Genomic DNA, 21,353 nt, shown 5'->3' with positions numbered 1-21,353 from the left:
TTGAACCGGAAAACGGCTCAGGAAACGGCAGAATCAGGAAACGGGCGCGTCCTGACGGTCCAGCGCCAGCGAAAGCTCGCGCACGGCCGCAACTTCCACCGGATCGCCCAGCACGACGCCGACGCGCTGGTGCAGGCCGATCGCCTCGACATCGAGAATCCGGTCACGCCCGTCGGTGGCGGCACCGCCGGCCTGCTCGATCAGCATCGCCATCGGATTGGCTTCATAGAGCAGACGCAAACGCGCCTTGCCCGGCTTGGCATAGTCCGAGGGGTAGAGGAACACGCCGCCGCGCTTGAGGATGCGGTGCACGTCCGCCACCATCGAGCCGGTCCAGCGCATGTTGTACTGGCCTGCCAGCGGCCCTTCCACGCAGCCCACGCGATCGTCGATGTAGCGCGTGATACCGGGCGACCACTGGCTGCGACGCGCCATGTTGATCGCGACCTCAGGCGTGCCGGAGGTAACCTTGAGCGGCCCATCGGTCATGCGCCAGGCGCCGACCTCGCGGTCGAGCGTGAACTCGTAGACGCCGTTGCCGATGGTCAGCACCAGCAGGGTCTGCGGGCCGTAGATGGCATAGCCAGCGGCGACCTGCTCGTGCCCCTTCTGGAGGAAGTCCGCCTCGGTCACTTCACGCCCCGATGCGCCTTCGGGAGCCTTGAACACCGAGAAGATCGTGCCGACCGAGAGGTCGACGTCGATATTGCTCGAACCGTCGATCGGATCGTAGAGCAGCAGGTATTCGCCCTTAGGGTAGCGCCCCGGAATGCGGTGGATGGTCTCCATCTCTTCCGACGCCAGAGCGGCAAGGTGGCCGCCCCACTCGTTGGCATCGACCAGCAGGTCGTTAGCGATGACGTCCAGCTTCTTCTGCACTTCACCCTGGACGTTCTCGGAGCCGAGGCTGCCGAGCACATCGCCCAGCGCGCCCTTGGAGATCGCCTGGGCAATCACCTTGCAGGCGCGGGCAACGGTCTCGATCAGGAGGCGCAGTTCGGCGGGACAGGCGGAATTGGGCTCCCGTTGCTGTTCTATCAGAAAACGGGTGAGCGTAGTCGGCTTCATGGTCGGTTCCCTGCCTGACGGTATTAGAGGCGATTACGGCCTGAAAGTGTGAGACGCGGCGGCCGAATGGCCTCCGGTTCGCCATCCTTAGCCCAAGCCGCGCCGCGCGGCCATCGGCAAACGCCGGAATGAAGGATTAGAAAGACGGACTTTTCGGATCACTCCGCCGGGGCCCGTGCCACGCCCCACTCCGCGCTGGATGTGCGCACCGGCGAGTGGTATCCTCACAACAACCGCCGAAGAGCGGGTAAACAGGAGAGCGCCATGGAACGGTTGGAATCCGTATTCTGCGTCTGCGAGTTCCGGGCCTTGTGCGCGGCGACGTTCTGCTCCGGCAGCCTTGCCCTCGCCACGATCCTGCTACTGACCTGATCTGTCCTCGGGACAGCCGATCCCCAGCGTGCTGGGCGCGCCCATCTCGACGATGCGTGCGTTCAACCGCACCAGAATCGACAGGTATGCCTCCAGATCCTGCTGCGGCAGGCATTCGAAGAATTCCGCCGCGAACACGTCCCGGTAGGGCTCCACTTCGCGGATGACCGCGTGCCCCGCTTCCGTCAGATTGATACGCTTGGCCCGCCGATCGTTCGGGTCGGGGGTCCGCACCACCAGCCCGTCCCGCTCCGCGGCATCCACCGCTTCCGTCACCGTACGCGGCGCCTGGCCGAGCGCATCGGCGATGTCGGTCGAGCGCATCTGTCCGCAGCGCTTTATCAGCATCAGCAGCTTGAGCTGGGCAAGCGAGGCCCCCTGCGCCCGCATCCGGTCGTTGAAGAGCCGGTGCATCCGCATCTGCAGATCGCGCATCTGTTCCAGAATGTCGTTCTGGGTGCTCATGGCAAGAAATGTTGTGGTACCATATTAAATGGCATTGCCATATGCGTCGCGACAGTGCAAGTGCGAGGCTTATCACTGCTGCGACGCAGCAATAAGGCACGAGTAAGAACCGATGGCAGACGACGTGACCGAGTCGCAGGAAAACCCCAAGACGCAAAGCCCCACCACGCAGAAGAGTTCCCGCACACGCTTCGTGCTGCTGGGCGGCGTAGCCGTGGCGATCATCGCCGGCGGCGCCTGGCTGCTGCACTACGAAACCCGCGGCAAATATCTGGAAGACACCAACGACGCCTATATCCAGGCCGATGCGGTCACCGTCTCGCCCCGGATTTCCGGCTATGTCGATGCCGTGCTGGTGGGCGACAACCAGAACGTGAAGGCCGGGCAGCCGCTCGTGCGCATCGACCCGCGCGACTATGACGCGCAGGCCCAGCAATATCAGGCCCAGATCGACGTCGCCAAGGCCAATGCCGAGAACGTCCGCGCCGGTATCAGCGAGCAGGAAGCCGGAATCGCCCAGGCCCGCGCCCAGCTCGCCTCGGCCGAGGAAGATGCCCGCTATGCCGAGCGCGAAGCCGCCCGCTATGCCCCGCTCGCCGCCAGCGGCGCCGAAACGAAGCAGCAGCTTGCTTCCTTGCGCAGCCAGGCTGCCAAGGCCCGCGCCGCTGCCGACGCCCAGCGCGCCGCCCTGCTTTCCGCCGAGCGCCGGATCGGCTCGCTCAAGGCGCAGATCCGTCAGGCCGAGGCTCAGGGTGAAGCCGCCAAGGCCCAATTGGCCGCCGCCCACGTCAATGTCGGCGCCACCGTGCTCAAGGCCAGCGTCGATGGCCGCATCGGCGATCGCACCGTGCGCGCCGGGCAGTTCGTGCAGGCGGGCACCCGCCTGATGTCGGTCGTGCCGCTGAACAAGCTCTACGTCACGGCCAACTTCAAGGAAACGCAGATCGGCCTGATGTACCCCGGTCAGCCCGCGACGATCGAGGTCGACGCGCTGGACGGCACCAAGATCGCCGGTCACGTCGAAAGCATCTCGCCGGGCACCGGCGCGCAGTTCTCGTTGCTGCCGCCGCAGAACGCCACCGGCAACTTCACCAAGATCGTCCAACGCGTGCCCGTGCGCATCGCCATCGACGCCGGGCCGGAAGCCCGCCGCGTACTGGTGCCCGGTCTCTCGGTGACGGTCACCGTCGATACGATTTCGGCCAAGGGCGCGCAGCACAGCATCGCCCGCGAAGAGAAGGCCCTGCGGGACAAGCGCCAGTGAGCACGCCCCCCGCGCTTTCCGGGAGCGCCCCCGTACCGGAACAGCGTGCCGATGCCGCCGCCTGGCTGGCGGTGGCGGCGGGCACGCTGGGCGCGCTGATGGCGACGCTCGACGTCTCCATCGTCAACAGCTCGCTACCCACGATCCAGGGCGAGATCGGCGCCAGCGGCACCGAAGGCACCTGGATCGCCACGGCCTATCTGGTGGCGGAAATCGTCATCATCCCGCTGTCCGGCTGGCTGGAGCGCCTGCTCGGCCTGCGGACGCTGCTGCTGATCGCCTCCGGCCTGTTCACGCTGTTCTCGGTGATGTGCGGGCTTTCCACCACCTTGCCGATGATGATCGTCGGCCGCATTGGCCAGGGCTTCACCGGCGGTGCGCTAATCCCCACCGCGATGACCATCGTGGCGACACGATTGCCCCGCGCGCAGCAGCCGATCGGCAATGCCCTGTTCGGCGCCACCGCGCTGCTCGGCCCGGTGGTCGGCCCGGTGCTGGGTGGCTGGCTGACCGAGAACGTCAGCTGGCACTATGCCTTCTTCCTGAACCTGCCCGTCGGCATCGCGCTCGCGACCCTGCTGCTGGTCGCGATTCCGCACCAGAAGTCCAACCTCAGCCTCATTCGCGAGGCCGACTGGCTGGGCATCGTCGGCCTCGCGCTCGGCCTCGGCGGACTGACGGTGGTGCTGGAGGAAGGCGAGCGTGAACAGTGGTTCTCCTCAGAGCTGATCGTCATGCTCACGGGCGTCACGATCCTCGGGCTGGTCATGATCGGCCTGGGTCAGGTCTTCGCGCGCAAGCCGGTCATCAAGCTCAGGCTCCTGCTGGACCGCCAGTTCGGCAGCGTCGTCGCCATGGTCACCGTGGTCGGCATGGTGATCTACGGGACGTCCTATGTGATCCCGCAGTTCCTCTCGACGATCGCGGGCTACAACTCGCTGCAATCCGGACAAGTGGTGATGCTCTCGGGCATTCCCGTCATGATGATGATGCCGGTAACGCCCTGGCTGATCCGCAATGTCGATATTCGGCTCTCGGTGGGCTTCGGCCTTTCCATGCTCGCACTCAGCGCCTTTCTGGAGACCGGCCTCACACCGCTCTCCGACGGTGCGGACTTCGTGGAATCCCAGCTCATGCGCGGCATGGGCACGGTGTTCTGCATGATGTTCCTGAATCAGGCGGCGATCCGCTCAGTGCCCAAGGAAGAGGCAGGCGACGCCTCGGGCCTCTACAACGCGGCGCGCAACCTCGGCGGCTCCTTCGCGCTGGCGGGAATCGCGGTGATCCAGGACCAGCGGTTGTGGCTCCATGCGCGGCGACTTGAGGAGAGCCTCAACGCCAATTCCGTCGCCGTGCAGGACTATGTCGCCGCGCAAGGCGCCGGAGTCCTGCGCTCGCTCGAATCGACGATCCAGATCCAGTCGCTGACGATGACTTACGCCGACATGTTCTGGATGATGTCGGTGGGCATCGTCTTCGTCATTCCGCTCGTTCTGTTCCTTCGCCCACTGCCCAAGAATGCGCCGCTGGCGACCGGACATTGAGGTATACCATGCGTTCCTATCTCCTGCTGCCCCTGATGACCGGCATTCTGGCGGGCTGCACCGTCGGCCCGAACTATGCCGGTCCTCCCAAGGCCGTTCCCGATGCGGCGACGCCCGCCGCCTTCGTGCGCGCCGATGCCGCTGCCGTGACCGAGGCCCCGCCGGTCGCCGACTGGTGGAAGCCGCTCGGCGATCCGCTGCTGGACGACCTGATCACCCGCGCGCTCGCGAACAACACCGACATCAAGGCCGGTGAGGCCCGCCTGCGCCAGGCCCGCGCCGCGCTCGGCGAGAGCCGCGCCAATCTCGCCCCCAAGGCCAATGCCTCGGCAGTCTACGCCCATGCCCACGTACCGGGTCTCGACCTCGGATCGGGCGACAGCAGCTCGGGATCGGGCGAGGAAAGCGGCGGCGGCAGCAGCGACTTCAACCTCTACAACCTCGGCTTCGACGCCAGCTGGGAAATCGACCTGTTCGGCGGCCAGCGCCGCGCGGTGGAAGCCGCCCGCGCCGGCCTCGAAGGCGCCGAGGCCAGCCTCGCCGACGTACAAGTCAGCCTCTCGGCCAATGTCGCGCAGTCCTATCTGAACTTGCGCGACCGCCAGCAGCGCATTGCGCTCGGCGAACAGTCGATCGCACTTCAGGAAGAAGCGCTCGGCCTCACCCGCCAGCGCTTCGAGCGCGGCACCGCTACCGCCATGGACGTGGCGCAGGCGGAAGGCCAGCTTGCCTCGACCCGCGCGCAGATCGCCCCGCTCGCCGCCGAGCGCGATGCCTACATGAATGCGCTGGCAGTGCTGACCGCGCAGGAACCGGGCGCGCTCGATGCCAGCCTCGCCACCGCCGGAGACATCCCGCTGCCGCCCGCCTCGGTGCCGATCGGCGATCCGGCCCGCCTGATCGCCAACCGCCCCGACATCCGCGCCGCGGAACGCGAACTTGCCGCCGATACCGCCAAGATCGGCCAGGCCGAGGCCGCGCGCTTCCCGCGCCTCTCGTTCATGGGGCTGATCGGCATCGGCGGCACCAAGATCGGCGATCTCGGCAAGCTCGACGATTTCACCGCGATCGCCGCGCCCCAGCTCAGCTGGAGCTTCCTCGATTTCGGTCGCAACAAGGCCAAGGTCCGCCAGTCCGAAGCCGTTCGCGACGAAGCCGAAGCCCGCTATCGCGGCACCGTGCTGACCGCGCTGCGCGATGCCGAGGACTCGCTGGCCCGCTACCGCGAAGGCCGCGTCACCGTCGCCGCCCTCGCCCGCGCGCGGGACAAGGCCGCACTGGCCGAAAGCCTTACCGAGCAACGCTTCCAGGCGGGAACCACCACCAAGGTCGCCTTGCTCAAGGCCCGGGACGACCGCAATACCGCAGAGCAGAACCTCGTCTCCGCCCGCGCGACACTGACAGCGGACTATGTGGCGATCCAGAAGGCGCTCGGCCTCGCTTGGAAATAGTTGGCCTGGAAATAAACGGAAAAGGCTCCCCGGCCAAACCGGCCGGGGAGCCTTCGCGCACCCGCGGTGGAACAGTTCAGCCGTGCCGCGAGATAAGTCGCAGGCCCGGCGTCGCCGGTCCCATCCGGAAACGATCGGCCTCCGCCGCCAGGGCGACGATTTCCGAAGAAAGGTTGCGGGCCGCAGCCGAGGTCTCCTCGACCATCGCGGCATTCTGCTGGGTCGCGTGATCCATCGCACCGACCGCCGTGTTGATCTCGCCAATGGCTGCAGCCTGAGCATCGTTGTCGGCGGCGATCTGCCCGGCCAGCCGCGTCACTTCCTCGCCTGACGTGGAAATCACCCCGAATGCGGAATCGACCTTCCGCACCGCCTCCACCGCCGCTTCTATATCGGTCTGGGTGACCCCGAGCTGGTCGCGCGCGCGCTTCGATTCTTCCTCCGCCCGCATCGCCAGTGCCGAGACGAGATCGGCCACGACGGCAAACCCGCGCCCGGCATCCCCCGCGCGCCCCGCCTCGACGGCGGCGTTCATGGCGAGCACGCGGGTCTGGAAGGCGATCTTGTCCAGCCCTTCGATGACCCCGTCGATACCCTTGGCACTGTCGCTGACGCGGCTCATCGCCTGGACCGCCGCATCGGTGCGCGCGCGCCCTTCCAGCACGGCGCCCATTGCCTGCTCCGAAGTCGCCACCGAGCGCGTAGCCGCCTGCGCGGTGGCCCGCAGCCGGTCGTCGATCTGCTGGATCGCCGCCGCCGTCTGTTCGAGGCTGGCAGCATTGCTCTCGGTCCGCCGCGCGAGGTCTTCCGAAGCTTGCGCGATCTCACGCGAGCCGGTCAGGCTGTTCTGGGTGCTCGCCTTGACCGAGCCGAGCAGCCCCCGCAGGCTGGCCAGCGCCTCGTTGAAGCTGTCCTTCAGCGCCGCATATTGCGCCGGATAATCGGCCACGATGTCCGCCGTCAGATCGCCTTCGGAAAGACTGCGGAAGTTCTCGGCCATGCCCTGCACGACGAGGGCATTGCGCTGGGTCTCTTCGTTGGCGGCGATTTCCGCCTGCGCGGTGGCGCGGAACTGGAACATCGCCTGCGTCAGGCGGCCTACGCAGTCGCGATAGTCGGTGAATTCGATCGGGCTTTCGAGATCGCCTGCCGCCAGCCCTTCCATGCGCACCACGGTCGTGACGTAAGGCCCGGCGATAGCCTCGCGGTAGAGCACTGCGAGAAGCGCCGCCACCAGGGTTGCGCCCAGGGCCACCCAGTGCGCGGCGCTTTCGTCCACGAGCAATCCCGCCCCTCCGGAAATCGCCACAAGCGCCACGAAGCTGCCGAAGGCAATCAGCAATTTCAGACGGATCGGTGCATTGGCCTTGAACCATTCCATTCGGATTTCCCCCACCCCTGAGTTGTTCGACCGTTGGGGCAAAGACCTCCATCCGGACGAAAGTATCCATTCGACATTATAGAGGAAACGCGGTGCTCGGACGCACTTCTTGAAATTTATGTCCAAATATCTGCAATTTTGCACATTAAATCTATATTATTGATATCGTATAAAGTTGACTTATTCCACGCAATCGATTGCTCAATTCACGCCGTTGAAAGAAAATTTCTCTGTTTTCAAAGCAGTATGCATTCACTCGAAGCCGCAGAGCGAAATCACCGTGCATTCGCGCGCGACGCGGAAAGGCCGCCACAAACGAACTTGCGCAGCGCTTGTCGAATGCTAGGGCCGGTCCCGTACCCGAGAGGATAAGAAGCCAAATGACCGCTCCTGCACCGGCTCCGGCCGCCCTTCCCAAGACCCTGTCCTGGCCGCACCTGCTGGCGCTTGGCGTCGGCTCCATCGTCGGAACCGGCATCCTGACGCTGATCGGCGTCGGTGCCGACCGTGCGGGACCGGCAGTGCTGGTATCGTTCGCCATCGCCGGTGCCATCTGTGCCTGCGCCGCACTCGCCTATGCCGAGCTGTCGACGATGATGCCCACCGCAGGCAGCGCCTACAGCTACAGCCACAAGGTGCTGGGCAGCACGGTGGGCTGGATCGTCGGCTGGAGCCTGATCCTCGAATATTCGCTGGTGGTCTCGACCGTCGCGGTCGGCTGGTCGGGTTATGCCGCGCCGCTGCTGCACGGACTGGGCTTCCCCAAAGCACTGACCGAAGGACCGGAGCTGGGCGGCCTCATCAACCTGCCCGCCATCGTCATCATCGCGGTGGTCGCGGGCCTGCTCGCCTTCGGCACGCGGGAGAGCGCGCGGGTCAACACCGTGCTGGTGGTCATCAAGATCCTGACGCTCAGCCTCTTCGTAGCGGTCGCCCTGCCTGCCTTCGACGCATCGCACCTCTCGCCGTTCATGCCCTTCGGCTTCGGCAAGTCGATGAGTCCGGACGGCGTGGAGCGCGGGGTCATGGCCGCTGCCGCGATCATCTTCTTCGCCTTCTACGGCTTCGACGCGATCTCCACCGCCGCCGAGGAAACCCGCAACCCCGGCCGCGATCTGGTGATCGGCATCATCGGTTCACTGGCGATCTGCACCCTCGTCTACGTCCTTGTCGCCGCCGCCGCGATCGGTGCCATGCCCTTCACGCGCTTTGCCGACAGCCCGGAACCGCTGGCGCTGATCCTGCGCCAGATGGACCGTGGCGGCGTGGCGCAAGTCGTGGCGATCGCCGCCGTGATCGCCCTTCCCACGGTGCTGCTGGGCTTCCTCTACGGCCAGAGCCGCATCTTCCTGGCGATGGCCCGCGACGGCTTCCTGCCCGCCTCGCTGGCGAAGCTCTCCTCGCGCGGGACCCCGGTGCGGGTGACGACGATGACCGCGGTGATCGTGGCGACCCTGGCCGGAATCCTGCCGATCTCGGAAATCGCCGCGCTTGCCAATGCCGGAACCCTGATCGCCTTCGCGGCGGTCGGCACCTGCCTGATCGTGCTGCGCAAACGCGAACCGGAAGCGCACCGCCCGTTCCGCGTGCCCGCCGGGATTTTCGTCGGTGCAGCAACCATCCTCGGCTGCCTCTATCTCTTCGCCAGCCTGCCGACCAAGACGCTGGTGGCCTGCCTTTGCTGGAACGCACTGGGCGCGGCGCTCTACCTCGTTCGCGGCCGGCGGCGCGCTGGCTGAGTCCGTCGAAGAGAGCAGCGCAACCGATCAGTTGGCGCGAGGACGGCGGCGTGCTAGCCGCAGGCCATGCTGACCATCAGGCAGATCGAGATTTTTCGCGCGGTAATGATCACCAAGACGGTGAGCGGCGCCGCGCGGATGCTGGGCACCTCGCAGCCGGGTCTCAGCCGCATGCTCGGGCACATGGAGGACAAGCTCCACTTCCGCCTGTTCGACCGCACGCGCGGAAGGCTGGTTCCCACGTCCGAAGCCCGCGTGCTGTTCGAGGAAATCGAGCAGATCTACAAGGGCTTCAGCGACCTCGAACATGTCGTCCGCCGACTGGCCAAGGGCGAGGATCGTACCTTTCGGGTCGGCGCTTCGCCCTCGCTGGGCCATTCGGTGGTGCCGCAGATGCTCTCGCGCCTCACCACCAACTATCCCGACCTGACCATCCAGTTCGACATTCTCTCGGTTGAGCAGGCCGACGACTGGCTGGCGCTCCAGCGCGGCGACTATGCGCTGACGGTATTTCCGATCGACCATCCCAACGTGCTCTCCAGCCGCATCGGCAACGGCCGCATGGTCTGCGCAGTGCCTGCCGGGCACCGGCTGGCCGATCGCGAGCGGATCACCGTGGCGGACCTCAAGGGAGAGCGCATCCAGTCGTTCCGCGAGGACACCCCCCACGGCCGGATCATCGCCCGGATGTATGCCGACGCAGGCGAGGAACTGGAAGTCTCCACCTATATCCGCTTTGCCGAGACTGCCGTGGCCTTCGTAGCCCAGGGCATGGGCATCGCCCTGGTAGACAGCTTCACCGCCATGCAGCCCCATGCCGAGACCGTACGCTTCCTGGAGTTCGAGTCGCCGGGTCTCCTGCCCGTCTACGTCAGCCGGAACCTCGACGTCGCGCGCACTCTTGTCGGCGAAACCTTCGAGGAAATCGCCCGCAACATCCTGATGAATTTGCCAAGAGTTATCACCCATAACATAACGCTATAAGTCACAGTCCCGCAATGTCTGGCAAAGCGCCCCCGGATCAAACACCGTGGTCTGACGAGCAAAGTTTGGCCCGCAAGGTTCAGACAAGTCCCGGCGCCGAACCGCCGGACAACAACAAAGGCGCAGGGCAAGCGCCGCTTGAGGATGTGAAAGGCGTTACCATGGCCAGCTATTCCGCCGCCGGATCGGTTTCCGTGCGTCCTTACGTGACGGTCGGCGAGTCCGCCTCGCAGAATGTCGACGGCTGGACCGCGCGGCAGGTTCTCGTGGTCGCCATCTGCTTCCTGCTCAACATGCTGGACGGCATGGACGTGCTCATCCTCTCCTACGTCGCGCCGGCGCTTTCCGCTGACTGGAAGATCAGCCCCGAGAGCCTCGGCGTCGTGTTCAGTTCCAGCCTTGCCGGCATGGCCGCAGGCGGGCTGCTGATCGCACCGCTGGCTGACAAGTTCGGCCGCCGCAAGCTCATCATCGCCTCGCTGGTGATGATGACGGTGGCGATGTTCGGCTCTGCTATCGCCGGATCGATCGCCGAACTGATCGTTTCGCGCTTCGTCGTCGGCATCGGCATCGGCACCGTGCTCGCCAGCATGGCCGCACTGACCGCCGAATATGCACCGGCCAAGCACCGCACTTTCGCGGTGGGCTTCCTCCAGGCCGGATATCCGGTCGGCGCGACGCTGACCGGCTTCATCGTCGCCCACCAGATCGACACCCACGGCTGGCAGGCCATGCTGCTAGGCGCAGCGACGCTCTGCCTGCTGGCGCTGCCGCTGGTCTGGGCGCTCCTGCCGGAATCGGTCGATTTCCTGCTGGCCCACCAGCCCAAGGGCGCCCTCACCAAGGCCAATCGTCTGCTCGCCTCGCTCGGCCGTCCGACCCTGGAGACCCTGCCCGAGCGCCGCACTGCCGAGAGCCATTCGGTCGGCCTGCGCGGCGTGCTGGGTGAAGGCCGCACGATGGGCACGATCCTGCTCTGGACCGCCACGATCTTCGGCTTCATGACGCTCTACTTCGTCATCAGCTGGATTCCCAAGCTCGCGGTGGAGGCCGGTCTGCCCTCGACCCAGGCGATCTACGCCGGTGCAGTCTACAATATCGGCGCCTTCATCGGCATCACCTCGATCGGCCTGATCGCCAGCCGTATCGACCTGCGCCGCCTGATCCTGCTCTACATGGTGCTGGCAGCCGTCGCTCTCGTCGTGTTCGGCGCGGTCTCGATGACGATCGCCGCGACGCTGGTGACCGCCTTCTTCATCGGCGCCTTCATCCAGGGCGGCTTCAACGGCTGCTACCCGCTCGCCACCAGCTTCTACCCGCCGCAGGTGCGCAGCACCGGCCTCGGCTGGGCAATGGGCGTGGGCCGCATCGGCGCGGTGATCGGCCCGATGCTGGGCGGCGTGCTGCTGGCCGAGAAGGTCCCGCTTTCCGCCATCTTCGCGATCTTCGCCGTGCCCGCCGTCCTGGCAGGCCTGGCAGTCACCCTGATCCGCATGCCCAACCAGCGCTGAGCGCTCTCCCGTTACCAAGGACTTTGACATGACCACGCCCGCGACGGCTCCTTCGCGCCCGTCCATTCCCGGGTCCATCCTGTGCGGCCTTATCGGCTCCGGCATCGGCGGCTCGCGCAGTCCGGCGATGCACCAGACCGAAGCCAGGGCGCTCGGCCTGCCGCTGGTCTACCGCATCCTTGACAGCGACGTGATCGGCTTCGGCGCCGACGACCTGGGCGATTTTCTGAAGACCATGGCCGCGCTCGGGTTCGACGGCACCAATGTCACCCACCCCTTCAAGCAGGCCGTCGTACCGCTGATGGACGAGCTTTCGGAAGCCGCCGCCAAGCTCGGCGCGGTCAATACCGTTCTTCTGCGGGACGGAAAGCTGATCGGCGACAATACCGACTGGTCGGGGTACCGCGCCAGCTTCCTCGCCTCGCTCGGGGTGCTGCCGCGCGCGAAAGTCGCGATGATCGGCGCGGGCGGCGCGGCCTCGGCGGTCGGCTATGCCCACCTCGACCTCGGCGCCCAACGGCTGGCGATCTTCGACCCCGCCGCCGAGCGTGCGGAAGCCCTCGCCAAACGCCTCGCTGCGCTGTTCCCCGAAGCCGAAGTGGTCGCCGCCAGCTCCGCTGCCGAGGCGATCTCGGGCGCGGACGGCGTGGTCCAGTGCTCGCCGGTCGGCATGCTCAGCCACCCCGGCCTGCCCTTCGACCCAGCGCTGCTGACCCGCGACATGTGGGTTTCCGACGTGATCTACTTCCCGCTCGAAACCGAACTGCTCAAGGCAGCAAGGGAAATCGGCTGCGCCACGCTGAACGGCGGGGGCATGGCAGTGATGCAGGCAGCGCACGCCTTCGCGCGCTTCACCGGGCAGGAACCGGACATCGAGCGCATGCTCGCGGACTTCGCCGCGGCCAGCAAGGCCGCCTGACCCACCGATTTCGCACTGGCAGCAAAAAAGCCCGAAGCCCCGTAACGGGACTTCGGGCTTTTTTATGGCGCGTCGATGGCCTTAACGCGCGACGAAACCGCCAATTCCCGCCACCACGAGATTGCCCGCCGGAAGCGCCGTTTCCGCGAAGTTCAGGCGCAGATAGCGCGCATCGACCGGCTTGGCGAAAGCGATCCGCTGGGTAGCCAGAGCATAAGCGATATTGCCGAACTCGCCCGTCCCCGCGCGCGTCCACGTCTTGCCGTCGAGGCTGGTCTCCGCGACGTAGCCCTTGGGCGGCGCGGAATCGGCCATGACCTGCCGCGAGGGCGTCAGCGTGAACCCGGCGAGCGGGGTGCGCGCGCCGAGATCGAGCGTCACGCTTGCCGGCTTGCCCGGCTTGGGCGCGGGCTGCTTCCAGATAGTCGCCGCATCGTTATCGAGCAGGCGCTCGGCACCCGGCGTGCTGGCCGCGACGATCGACCACTTCGTAGTGTCGAGCACGGTCGGGTCGGTCGAGACGATTGCCGGAACATCGACGGGTGCGACGCTGGCAAAGAGTGCGAACTCGGAAATCGCTGGAGCCGCGCTGCCTTCGAGCACGACCAACCGCACCCGGCGCGGCGCGATCGGCTGCGGCAGACGGATGATGCGCTGGGCGCTAATGCACTCCTTCTCGGCCAGACGCTGCCACTGACCGTCGATTTCCGCCTCGACCGCGAAGCGGGTCACGCGGATGCCGAGGGGAAGGTATTCGCGCAGGCGCACGACATCGAAGCGCGTGCCCGGTGCGAGGTCGAGCGTCAGCGTCGGGGTCAGCACGCTGTCGGGCGTCGACCAGTAGGTCTCGCGCTGGCCATCCAGCACGTTGGCGGGCGCGAAGCGGCTGCCGCGCGAGGCGCTGGCATGGGCGACACTGCCCTGCGCGAGGTCCTTCGCGAAGGTCGCGCGGATCGCATCGCCGAACGACTTGAGGATTTTCACGTCCTGATCGGCGATCCGGCCCCGGCGGTCGGGCGGCAGGTTCAGGTTGAGGTTGGTGCCCCGGCCCACGGATTCGTCGTAAAGGCGGATCAGACGCGCCGGGCTCTTGACCTTGGAGTCCTCGTCGGCGTGATAGAACCAGCCGGGACGGATCGAGACATCGGTCTCCGCCGGCCACCAGATTTCGCCGCCGCGCAGACCGGAGTTGCCGACATCCTGTTCATAGGGGACGTTCGGCATCGTCGGCCAGCAGGGATCGCCAGCCACGCCGTCCTCGTTGCCGACCCAGCGCACATCGGCGCCGAGCGGGTCGAAGGTGCAGGCATCGGGCTGGAGTTCGTGGACCAGCTTCACGATCGAGGGCCAGTTGTAATACTTCGGCGCGTCGATTTTGCGCGCCTCGCGGGCGCCGCCGTAATAGCCGTCACCGCCGTTGGCGCCGTCGAACCAGACTTCGAACAGCTTGCCGTAGCGCGTGCAGAGTTCGGTCAGCTGCTTGCGGTAGTAATCGATATAGGCCGGACGGCCGTATTCGGCGTGGTTACGGTCCCACGGCGAGAGATAGAGGCCGAACAGCATGTCCGCCTTGCGGCAGGCTTCCGACATTTCCGCGACAATATCGCCCTTGCCCTGTTTGTAGGGACTGTTGCGGATCGAGTGCTCGGTGAGCTGGGTCTGCCAGAGGCAGAAGCCGTCATGGTGCTTGGCAGTCAGGATGACGCCGCGCATCCCCGCAACTTTCGCCGCCGCGACGATCTGATCAGCGTTGAAGTCGGTCGGGTTGAACCACTTGGGGTCCTCGTCGCCGTAACCCCATTCCTTGTCGGTGAACGTGTTCATCGCGAAGTGCACGAAGGCGTACATTTCGTGAGCATGCCAGTTCCACTGCCGCGCCGAGGGGACTGCGCCCGACGGCAGCGGCGCGGCGGCCTCACCGGCGGCGCGGCGCGCGGCCTGCGCGGCATCGGCGGTCAGCGCAGTCGCCGCGACGGCGGAAGTGGCGAGGAAACGGCGGCGGGAGAAGTCCATCGATAAGTCCTTGATACGCGCGCGTCAGAGCGGCGCGGAAAGCAGTTCGGGCCGGGTATCGGCCAGCTTGACCAGCAGTTCGCCGAAGAGGCCGTTGGCCCAGGCGAACCAGTCGCGCGTGAATTTCGACGGGTCGTTGCTGTCCACCGCCTCGTGGATGAAGCCGGTGCCCGCGTCGGTATCGCGCAGCATGCGCAGCATCGCACGGATCACCTGCGGGTCACTGCTCGACAGCGCGCGCACGATCAGGCTCATCGGCCAGACCTGCCCAAGCCCGACATGCGGCCCGCCGATGCCCTCGATCTTCGAGCCCCGGAAGAAGTAGGGGTTCGCCTCCGACCAGCAGGAATCCGCCGTGGTTTTCCAGAGCGGATCGCTTTCCGGCACGCATTCGAGGAAGGCGAGGCCCAGCAGCGAGGGGACGTTAGCATCGTCCATGAACATCGCGTTGCCGAAACCGTCCACTTCGTAGGCCCAGACCCGGCGACCGTCCGGCAGCAGCATCGTGCCCCACTGGCGCAGCGCCGCTTCCACTTCGTCCGCCAGAGCGCGGGCATCGGCGGCAAGCGCCGTGTCGCCGCGCGCCTGTTCGGCCACGGTCGCCATCTCGCGTAGCGATGTCACCGCGAAGAGGTTGGCCGGGATCAGGAACGGATACGTGCAGGAATCGTCCGAGGGGCGGAAACCGCAGTGGATCAGCCCGACCGACCGGCTCGGTGCGCCCCAGCCGTCGAGCTGCATGGTCTCGGTCGGCCGGTTGCTGGTGCGCAGGAAGCGATAGGGTCCGGGCGATCCCTTGCGCTGCTGTTCGCGCAAAGTGCGCACGCAGGCGCGCGAGGCCTCGGCCCAGGTCTGGTCGAAGGGCAGCTTGTCCCGCGTCTGGCGCCAGTAACGGAAGCCGAGCCGCATCGCGTAGCAGAGCGAATCGATCTCCCATTTGCGCTCGGCGACGCCGGGCTTCATCTCGGTCTGGTCCTTCAGCGCCCACGACAGATTGGTCTTCGCCGAAGGATCGCGCATGAAGGCATTGGCGTAAGGATCGATCATGATGGAGCGCGACTGGCGGGCGATCAGCCCCCGGAACAGCGCGGTCAGCGCCGGGTCCTTGTTCACCAGATGGAGGTAGGGCAGCACTTGCGCGGTGCTGTCGCGCAGCCAGAGGCAGGGGATGTCGCCGGTGATGACGAAAGCATCGGGGCGACCGTCCACGCTGTCCATGTAGACGGTGGTATCGAGCGTGTTCGGGTAGCAGCCCACGAACATCGCGCGCAGCTTGGGATCGGCGATCTTGCGCGATACGCGGTCGATCTCCGCCTCCACCGCGCGGCTGACGTAGCGCCGTTCGGAGACCGGCGGACGGCCTCCGCCTTGCGGCATCGGAATGGTCGCGGCCTGAGCCGTGGCCGGAAGGGCGAACGCAGCGGCGCCTGCCATGGCGCCGGCCAGCGTGCTGCGGCGATCGAGGTTCATCGTGTCATTCTTCACTTCGGCAGCTCCTGCGCCTGTCCGGTCAGGGTGAATTGTACCCATGCGCCCGCGCCGTCACCCGGCTGTCCGCCGCCGATCCACACTTTGTAATCGCCCGGAACGACCTTGCGCGTGCCCCGGCGGTCCACGACCGAAAGGCTGCGCGGATCGATGGTCAGCGAAACTTCCCGCGACTTGCCCGCCGCGAGCGGAACGCGCGTGAAGGCGGCAAGCTGGCGCTGCAATACGCCCTGCGTCATGATCGGACGCGGCTCGATCACCGGCGGCACGACATAGGCCTGCACCACTTCCTCGCCCGCCATGCTGCCCAGGTTGCGCAAGGTCGCCGTGACCGTCACCGGCTGGCCGAGAGCGGGTGCCGATACCTTGGCGCCTTCGTAGCCGTAAGTCGTATAGCTCAGGCCATGGCCGAAGCCCCAGAGCGGTTTGCCTGTGAAGTATCGATAGGTCCGCTCCTTCATCGAATAATCGACGAAAGCAGGCAGGTCGCTGGTGGACTTGTAGAACGTCACCGGCAGGCGGCCCGAGGGATTGTTGGTCCCGGCGAGCGTCTCGGCAATGGCAGTGCCGCCCGCCTCGCCCGGATACCATGCGGTCATCACGGCATCGGCCATGGCCGGATCGACCGAGACCGCGCTGCCGTTCGTCAGCACGACGATCACCGGCTTGCCGGTGGCATGGAGCGCCGCCAGCAGTTCGGCCTGCGGCTCGGGCAGCGCAATATCGCTACGGTCGCCGCCGACGAAGCCCGGCACCTGCACCTGAAGTGCCTCGCCTTCGAGATCGGGCGAGAGGCCAAGCACGGCGACGATCGCGTCCGCTTGCGAAGCCGCTTTCACCGCCTCGGCACGCTGGGCTTCGGCGGGCGGCAGCCACATGAGGCGCAGGCCCTCGTCCTCGCCGTAATGGTCGAGTTCGAGGGTGATCGGCTGCGGCGTGCCGTCGGAGGTAATGTCGAATTCGACCCGCTGCTTGCCGAGCACGCCGCTGTGCAGTGCATTGCCACCGACGCTCAGGCGCACGTCGTCATGACGCGTGCAGTCCTTCCAGCAGGCCGGAATGTCGAGCGCGAGGCGATAGGTCCCCGCTCCCGGCGGCACCAGCGAGCCGCTCCAGCGCACCTTGAAACCCTTCGCATCGAGCCCTTTCGGCGCGGTGCGGGTGAGGTTGAAGTCCACACGGCGATCCTGTCGCACGAGCACGCGCTTGCCCGACATGTCGAGGTATTCGGCGCGCAGGCCCGGCTTGCCGTCCGCGACCAGCGCGGTTTCCGGCACGACCACGGGCGCGCCCTCGGCCAGCACCGAGCCTTGCGCATAAGCGACGTTCGCCGCGCCGAACTGGCGGCGAATGCCTTCCAGCGGCGTCACGGCGTCAGCGGCGGTGCCGTGGTAATTGGCCTCGATCACCGAGAGATCGTCGGCATTGGTGCCGATCACCGCAAGCCGGGTTCCGGCCTTGAGCGGCAGGCGACCGTTCTCGTTCTGGAGCAGGACCACCGACTTGCGCGCGGCCTCCAGCGCGAGAGCGCGATGCGCGGGGGTGTTGACCTCACCCGGCTTGATCTTGCCCCACGGATTCTTCGCACCGAAGGCAATGCCGAGCTTGTAGCGGGCCTCCAGCGAGCGGGCGAGCGCGCGGTCCACCTCGGCCTCGGTCAACAACCCGCGCGCCACCGACTGGGTGAGCGCGGCATATGTCGTCCCGCAGTCGAAATCAGTGCCCGCCTTAATCGCCGCAGCCGAAGCCTCGGCGGCGTCGTAGCGGTAATTGTGGAACATCCAGATGTTCGCCACCGCATCGCAGTCCGACACGACGAAGCCCTTGAAGCCCCAATCGCCGCGCAATGTATCGTTCAATAGCGCGCTATCGGCGCAGACTGGCACGCCGTGGGTCGAGTTGTAGGCGCACATCAGCGAGAGCGGCTTCGCCTCGGTCACGGCCTTGCGGAAGGCGGGCAGGTACGTCGCCTCGCGGTCCTGCGGGCTGACATCCACGTCGAAGCTGTCGCGCCCGGCCTCGGGACCGGAGTGGACCGCGAGGTGCTTGGGCGTCGCGATCACGCGCGGATGGAGCAGATCGGGACCTTGCAGACCCTTGATGAAGCCCACTGCCAGCGAGCCGGTGAGGAACGGGTCCTCGCCATACGTCTCCTGCCCCCGGCCCCAGCGCGGGTCGCGGAAGATGTTGATGTTGGGCGACCAGATCGTCAGGCCCTCGTAGATGCGCCGGTCGGCGTTCACGGGCCTGGCGTTGAACTTGGCGCGCGCCTCGGTCGAGACGACAGTGCCGACTTTCTCCATCAGCGCCGGATCGAAAGTCGCGGCAAGGCCGACCGCCTGCGGGAACACCGTCGCCACGCCATTGCGGGCGAGGCCGTGCAGCCCCTCGTTCCACCAGTCGTAGGCGGGCAGGCCCATGGCCTTGGCGGCGGGCGCGGTGCTCTGGAGCTGGTCGGCCTTCTCGGCGAGATCGGCCTTGGCGATAGCCGCGAGCACGGCGGGATCGGCCTCACCCGCCAGGTCCTGAGCGGCGGCAGGCGCGGCCAGAACCATGGCGAGGGTGATCGGGAACAGCGCCTTCATCACTTGTCTCCCGCGAGGGTACGCAGCACCAGCGCCTTGCGCAGCGCCGCCACATCGGCCTTCGAGGTGATCTCGATCCGCACGCTCTCACCCGGCAACAGGTCGAAGCCATTGTCCGAAGCCTGCGCATCCACCGCACCGAAATCGAGCATGACCGCGCGGGCCAGCGCCTTGGCGGTGATCGTCACCGCCTTGCCGTCCCAGCTCATCGAAAGGCCGGGTGCGGGGTAGGCCATGGCCTTGGGCAAGGCGCGCTCGACGATCTGACGCGAGACGGTCTTGCCGCCGATCACCAGTTCCGCCACCGCATAGCTCGCCTCCGCCGGAGCACTCGCGAAGACTTGCGCGTCCGACACATCGGGAACGGACGTAGCGGTAGTCGGAGCGAGCGTCACCGCCCCGCCCGCTGCGCCCAGCTTCGTGCCGTCCATGGCATAGCCCGTCAGGCGCCACTCCGCCGCGACCGGGCTGGTCGCATCGGACGCAAACGTGACCTTGGTGGCGCCGCCCTTGTGCTCGGCCACCACCGCCTGCGGGGCGAAGAAGCGCCGCGCGGCATAGTGCAGCAGCTTCCAGCGGCCATCATGGTCCACGCTCGCCCACGAGATCGAAGGCCAGACATCGTTGAGCTGCCAGTAGAGCGACCCCAGCGTCACCGGCGCGCAGGCGCGGTGATGGCGCGCGGCCATGTCGATCGCCTGCGCCTGGTTGACCTGCGTGAGATAGACGAAGTCCGCCAGATCCTTCGCCGGGCGCAGCCTTGCGTCGAGGTAGAACTTCAGGCGCTCGTTGCCCTCGCCCGCGAGGAACTTCTGGTGCGCCTTCATCACCGGGCTGTCCGGCGCCTGCGCAGCGTCACCCGCGAAACCGCGGATCGTCGCCATGACCGGCATGGCCTGGAACCCGTATTCCGACATGAAGCGCGGGCAGGACAGCGTGTAGTTCTCGACCGGCTTGGAGCCGGACCAGACATCCCAGAAATGGCGGTCGCCCGCGGCATCGGTATCGACCGGACCTTCGTAATCGGTCGAAGGCGAACCCGGCCAGTACGGCGTCGTCGGCGCGTGATCGGCCACGGCCCCGCGCAGCACGCGGTCGAACAGCACCGTCATCGAGATCGCCGTGCGCTCGTGTTCATCGGCGCCGATGGCCTTCTTCCACGCCTTGCGGTCGCTCCAGTTCTCCCAGCCGGAGAGCACTTCATTGCCGCCCGCCCAGATCACGATGGAGGGGTGCGAGCCGAGCCGCTCGACCTGCTGCTCGGCCTCGATCCGCACGTTCTCGCGGTAGGCCGTGTCGGCGGGCGGCACCGCACCGCCGAACATGAAGTCCTGCCAGACCATCAGGCCCATGCGGTCCGCCATGTCGTAGAAGCTGTCCGGCAGATAGTTGCCGCCGCCCCAGACGCGGATCATGTTCATGTTCGCCGCGCGGGAATCCTCCAGCAGCGACTGCATCTTCGCGTCGGTAACGCGCGAGGGGAACATGTCGAAGGGAATGAGGTTCGCGCCCTTGGCGAAGACCGTCACCCCGTTCACCCGGAAACCGAAAGCCCCCCCTCCGCGCACGAGTTCAACCTCGCGCAGGCCGATATTGCGCGCCGCCTTGGCTCCGGCACCCGCCCCGGAAGCGATCTCGCCCGAGACCTTGTAGAGCGGCTGATCGCCGTAGCCGACCGGCCACCAGCGCTTCGGCGCGGCGACGGTCAGCGGCACGGTGACGACGCTCTCGCCCGCATCGAACGACGCTTCGCGCGAAACCGGGGCGAGCGCCTGCCCGTCCGGTCCGGTCACGCGCGCGGTGAACTGCGCCTTGCCCGGCTTGTCGGCAAAGACACGGAACTTCGCCACGAGCCGCGCCTCGTCCTTGCCGAGCGCTTCCTGCACGACTTCGAAAGCACCGAGCCGCGCCTCGTCCCAGGCCTCCAGACGCACCGGCCCGGAAATGCCCTGATTGACGATGCGCGGGCCCCAGTCCCAGCCGTAGTGGTACTTGGCCTTGCGGATATAGGCGGAGGTCTGCTTGCCCTTCGGCTCGTCCCCGAAGGCGGAATCGTACTCGCCCGGCAGCGGATGCGCCTCGGCCAGGACCATAGGCTGCAGGGTGCGGATCGGCGAGGCAAAGCGCACGAGGATTTCGTTGCGGCCCTGCTTCAGGAATTCCTTGGCAGCGACGCGCCATTGCCGGTGCCCGTTGTCGGCCTTGAGCACCTCCTTGCCGTTGATGAAGACGGTGGCGAAGGTGTCCAGCCCGTCGAACACGAGGTCGAGATGCTCGCGGCCCATGGCCTCGACGCTCACGTCCAGCGAGCGGCGCAGTTCCCAGTCGGTCAGACCCGCCCACTGGATCGCCGCCTCGTTGGTGCCGAGGAAGGGATCGGGCACTTGCTTCGTGGCGATCAGGTCCTGCTGCACCGTGCCCGGGACTTGCGCGCGGAACCAGCGCACTGCCTTGGGGTGAGCCTTGACCGCATCGGCATCGCTCGGCGCGACGCGGACCTGCCAGTCGCCGTCCAGCGAAGTCACCGACGGCGGCGCAGCCATGACCGCACCCGAAACGCCCGCGAGCC

General features: G+C 66.7%; 14 protein-coding genes. 7 read left to right on the top strand and 7 right to left on the bottom strand.

Annotated elements, in window-relative coordinates; translation table 11 throughout:
- Nucleotides 1-33 precede the first annotated feature (33 nt).
- Together ACZ1II_RS03200 and ACZ1II_RS03195 are read right to left on the bottom strand one after the other, a co-directional pair.
- Complete coding sequence (locus ACZ1II_RS03200; RefSeq protein ID WP_465144357.1) at nt 34-1,068, bottom strand: class 1 fructose-bisphosphatase; 1,035 nt, start codon at nt 1,066-1,068, stop codon at nt 34-36.
- Nucleotides 1,069-1,428: 360 nt separating this feature from the next.
- Nucleotides 1,429-1,905, bottom strand: coding sequence for a MarR family winged helix-turn-helix transcriptional regulator (locus ACZ1II_RS03195; protein ID WP_465144356.1), 477 nt, complete (start codon nt 1,903-1,905; stop codon nt 1,429-1,431).
- Between the two features lie 112 nt (nt 1,906-2,017).
- On the opposite strand from ACZ1II_RS03195, the gene ACZ1II_RS03190 reads away from it, so the two are divergent.
- The 3 genes from ACZ1II_RS03190 to ACZ1II_RS03180 are packed head-to-tail and all read left to right on the top strand — an operon-like array spanning nt 2,018 to nt 6,164.
- Entirely contained in the window at nt 2,018-3,169 is a 1,152-nt protein-coding gene (locus ACZ1II_RS03190) for an HlyD family secretion protein (RefSeq protein WP_465144355.1), read from the top strand.
- Nucleotides 3,166-4,713: an MDR family MFS transporter gene (locus tag ACZ1II_RS03185; protein ID WP_465144354.1), complete on the top strand. Its 1,548-nt coding sequence runs from the start codon at nt 3,166-3,168 to the stop codon at nt 4,711-4,713. Before ACZ1II_RS03190 ends, ACZ1II_RS03185 begins: the two co-directional genes overlap by 4 nt.
- Before the next feature lie 8 nt (nt 4,714-4,721).
- Nucleotides 4,722-6,164: an efflux transporter outer membrane subunit gene (locus ACZ1II_RS03180; protein ID WP_465144353.1), complete on the top strand. Its 1,443-nt coding sequence runs from the start codon at nt 4,722-4,724 to the stop codon at nt 6,162-6,164.
- A 76-nt stretch (nt 6,165-6,240) separates the two neighbouring features.
- Here the strand turns inward: ACZ1II_RS03180 and ACZ1II_RS03175 are convergent, their stop codons facing one another.
- The gene (locus tag ACZ1II_RS03175; RefSeq protein WP_465144352.1) at nt 6,241-7,545 is read right to left on the bottom strand and encodes a methyl-accepting chemotaxis protein; all 1,305 of its coding nucleotides are present in this window, start codon (nt 7,543-7,545) and stop codon (nt 6,241-6,243) included.
- A 380-nt stretch (nt 7,546-7,925) separates the two neighbouring features.
- Between ACZ1II_RS03175 and ACZ1II_RS03170 the strand changes: the two genes are divergently transcribed.
- From ACZ1II_RS03170 to ACZ1II_RS03155, 4 genes are all read left to right on the top strand, one after another.
- On the top strand, nt 7,926-9,284 hold the full coding sequence (locus ACZ1II_RS03170) for an amino acid permease (RefSeq protein WP_465144351.1): 1,359 nt from the start codon (nt 7,926-7,928) through the stop codon (nt 9,282-9,284).
- A 66-nt stretch (nt 9,285-9,350) separates the two neighbouring features.
- The gene (locus ACZ1II_RS03165) at nt 9,351-10,268 is read left to right on the top strand and encodes a LysR family transcriptional regulator (RefSeq protein ID WP_465144350.1); all 918 of its coding nucleotides are present in this window, start codon (nt 9,351-9,353) and stop codon (nt 10,266-10,268) included.
- Between the two features lie 161 nt (nt 10,269-10,429).
- Nucleotides 10,430-11,779, top strand: a complete 1,350-nt coding sequence (locus ACZ1II_RS03160) for an MFS transporter (RefSeq protein ID WP_465144349.1) — start codon at nt 10,430-10,432, stop codon at nt 11,777-11,779.
- A 28-nt stretch (nt 11,780-11,807) separates the two neighbouring features.
- Nucleotides 11,808-12,698: a shikimate dehydrogenase gene (locus tag ACZ1II_RS03155; RefSeq protein ID WP_465144348.1), complete on the top strand. Its 891-nt coding sequence runs from the start codon at nt 11,808-11,810 to the stop codon at nt 12,696-12,698.
- Between the two features lie 81 nt (nt 12,699-12,779).
- Here the strand turns inward: ACZ1II_RS03155 and ACZ1II_RS03150 are convergent, their stop codons facing one another.
- Genes ACZ1II_RS03150 through ACZ1II_RS03135 form a run of 4 tightly spaced genes read right to left on the bottom strand, consistent with a single transcriptional unit; the run spans nt 12,780 to nt 21,327 of the window.
- A complete protein-coding gene (locus ACZ1II_RS03150) occupies nt 12,780-14,711 on the bottom strand; it encodes an alpha-L-fucosidase (protein WP_465144347.1) in 1,932 nt (643 codons plus the stop codon).
- Nucleotides 14,712-14,735: 24 nt separating this feature from the next.
- On the bottom strand, nt 14,736-16,181 hold the full coding sequence (locus tag ACZ1II_RS03145; RefSeq protein WP_465144517.1) for a glycoside hydrolase family 125 protein: 1,446 nt from the start codon (nt 16,179-16,181) through the stop codon (nt 14,736-14,738).
- A gap of 11 nt (nt 16,182-16,192) precedes the next feature.
- Nucleotides 16,193-18,784 (bottom strand): glycoside hydrolase family 3 C-terminal domain-containing protein, encoded by a 2,592-nt coding sequence (locus ACZ1II_RS03140; RefSeq protein WP_465144346.1) that lies wholly within the window; start codon nt 18,782-18,784, stop codon nt 16,193-16,195.
- Nucleotides 18,784-21,327: a beta-mannosidase gene (locus tag ACZ1II_RS03135; RefSeq protein ID WP_465144516.1), complete on the bottom strand. Its 2,544-nt coding sequence runs from the start codon at nt 21,325-21,327 to the stop codon at nt 18,784-18,786. Before ACZ1II_RS03135 ends, ACZ1II_RS03140 begins: the two co-directional genes overlap by 1 nt.
- Nucleotides 21,328-21,353 lie beyond the last annotated feature (26 nt).

It is taken from the genome of Novosphingobium sp. BL-S-20 (assembly GCF_055521635.1).
This window is presented reverse-complemented; position numbering and strand designations above follow the sequence as displayed.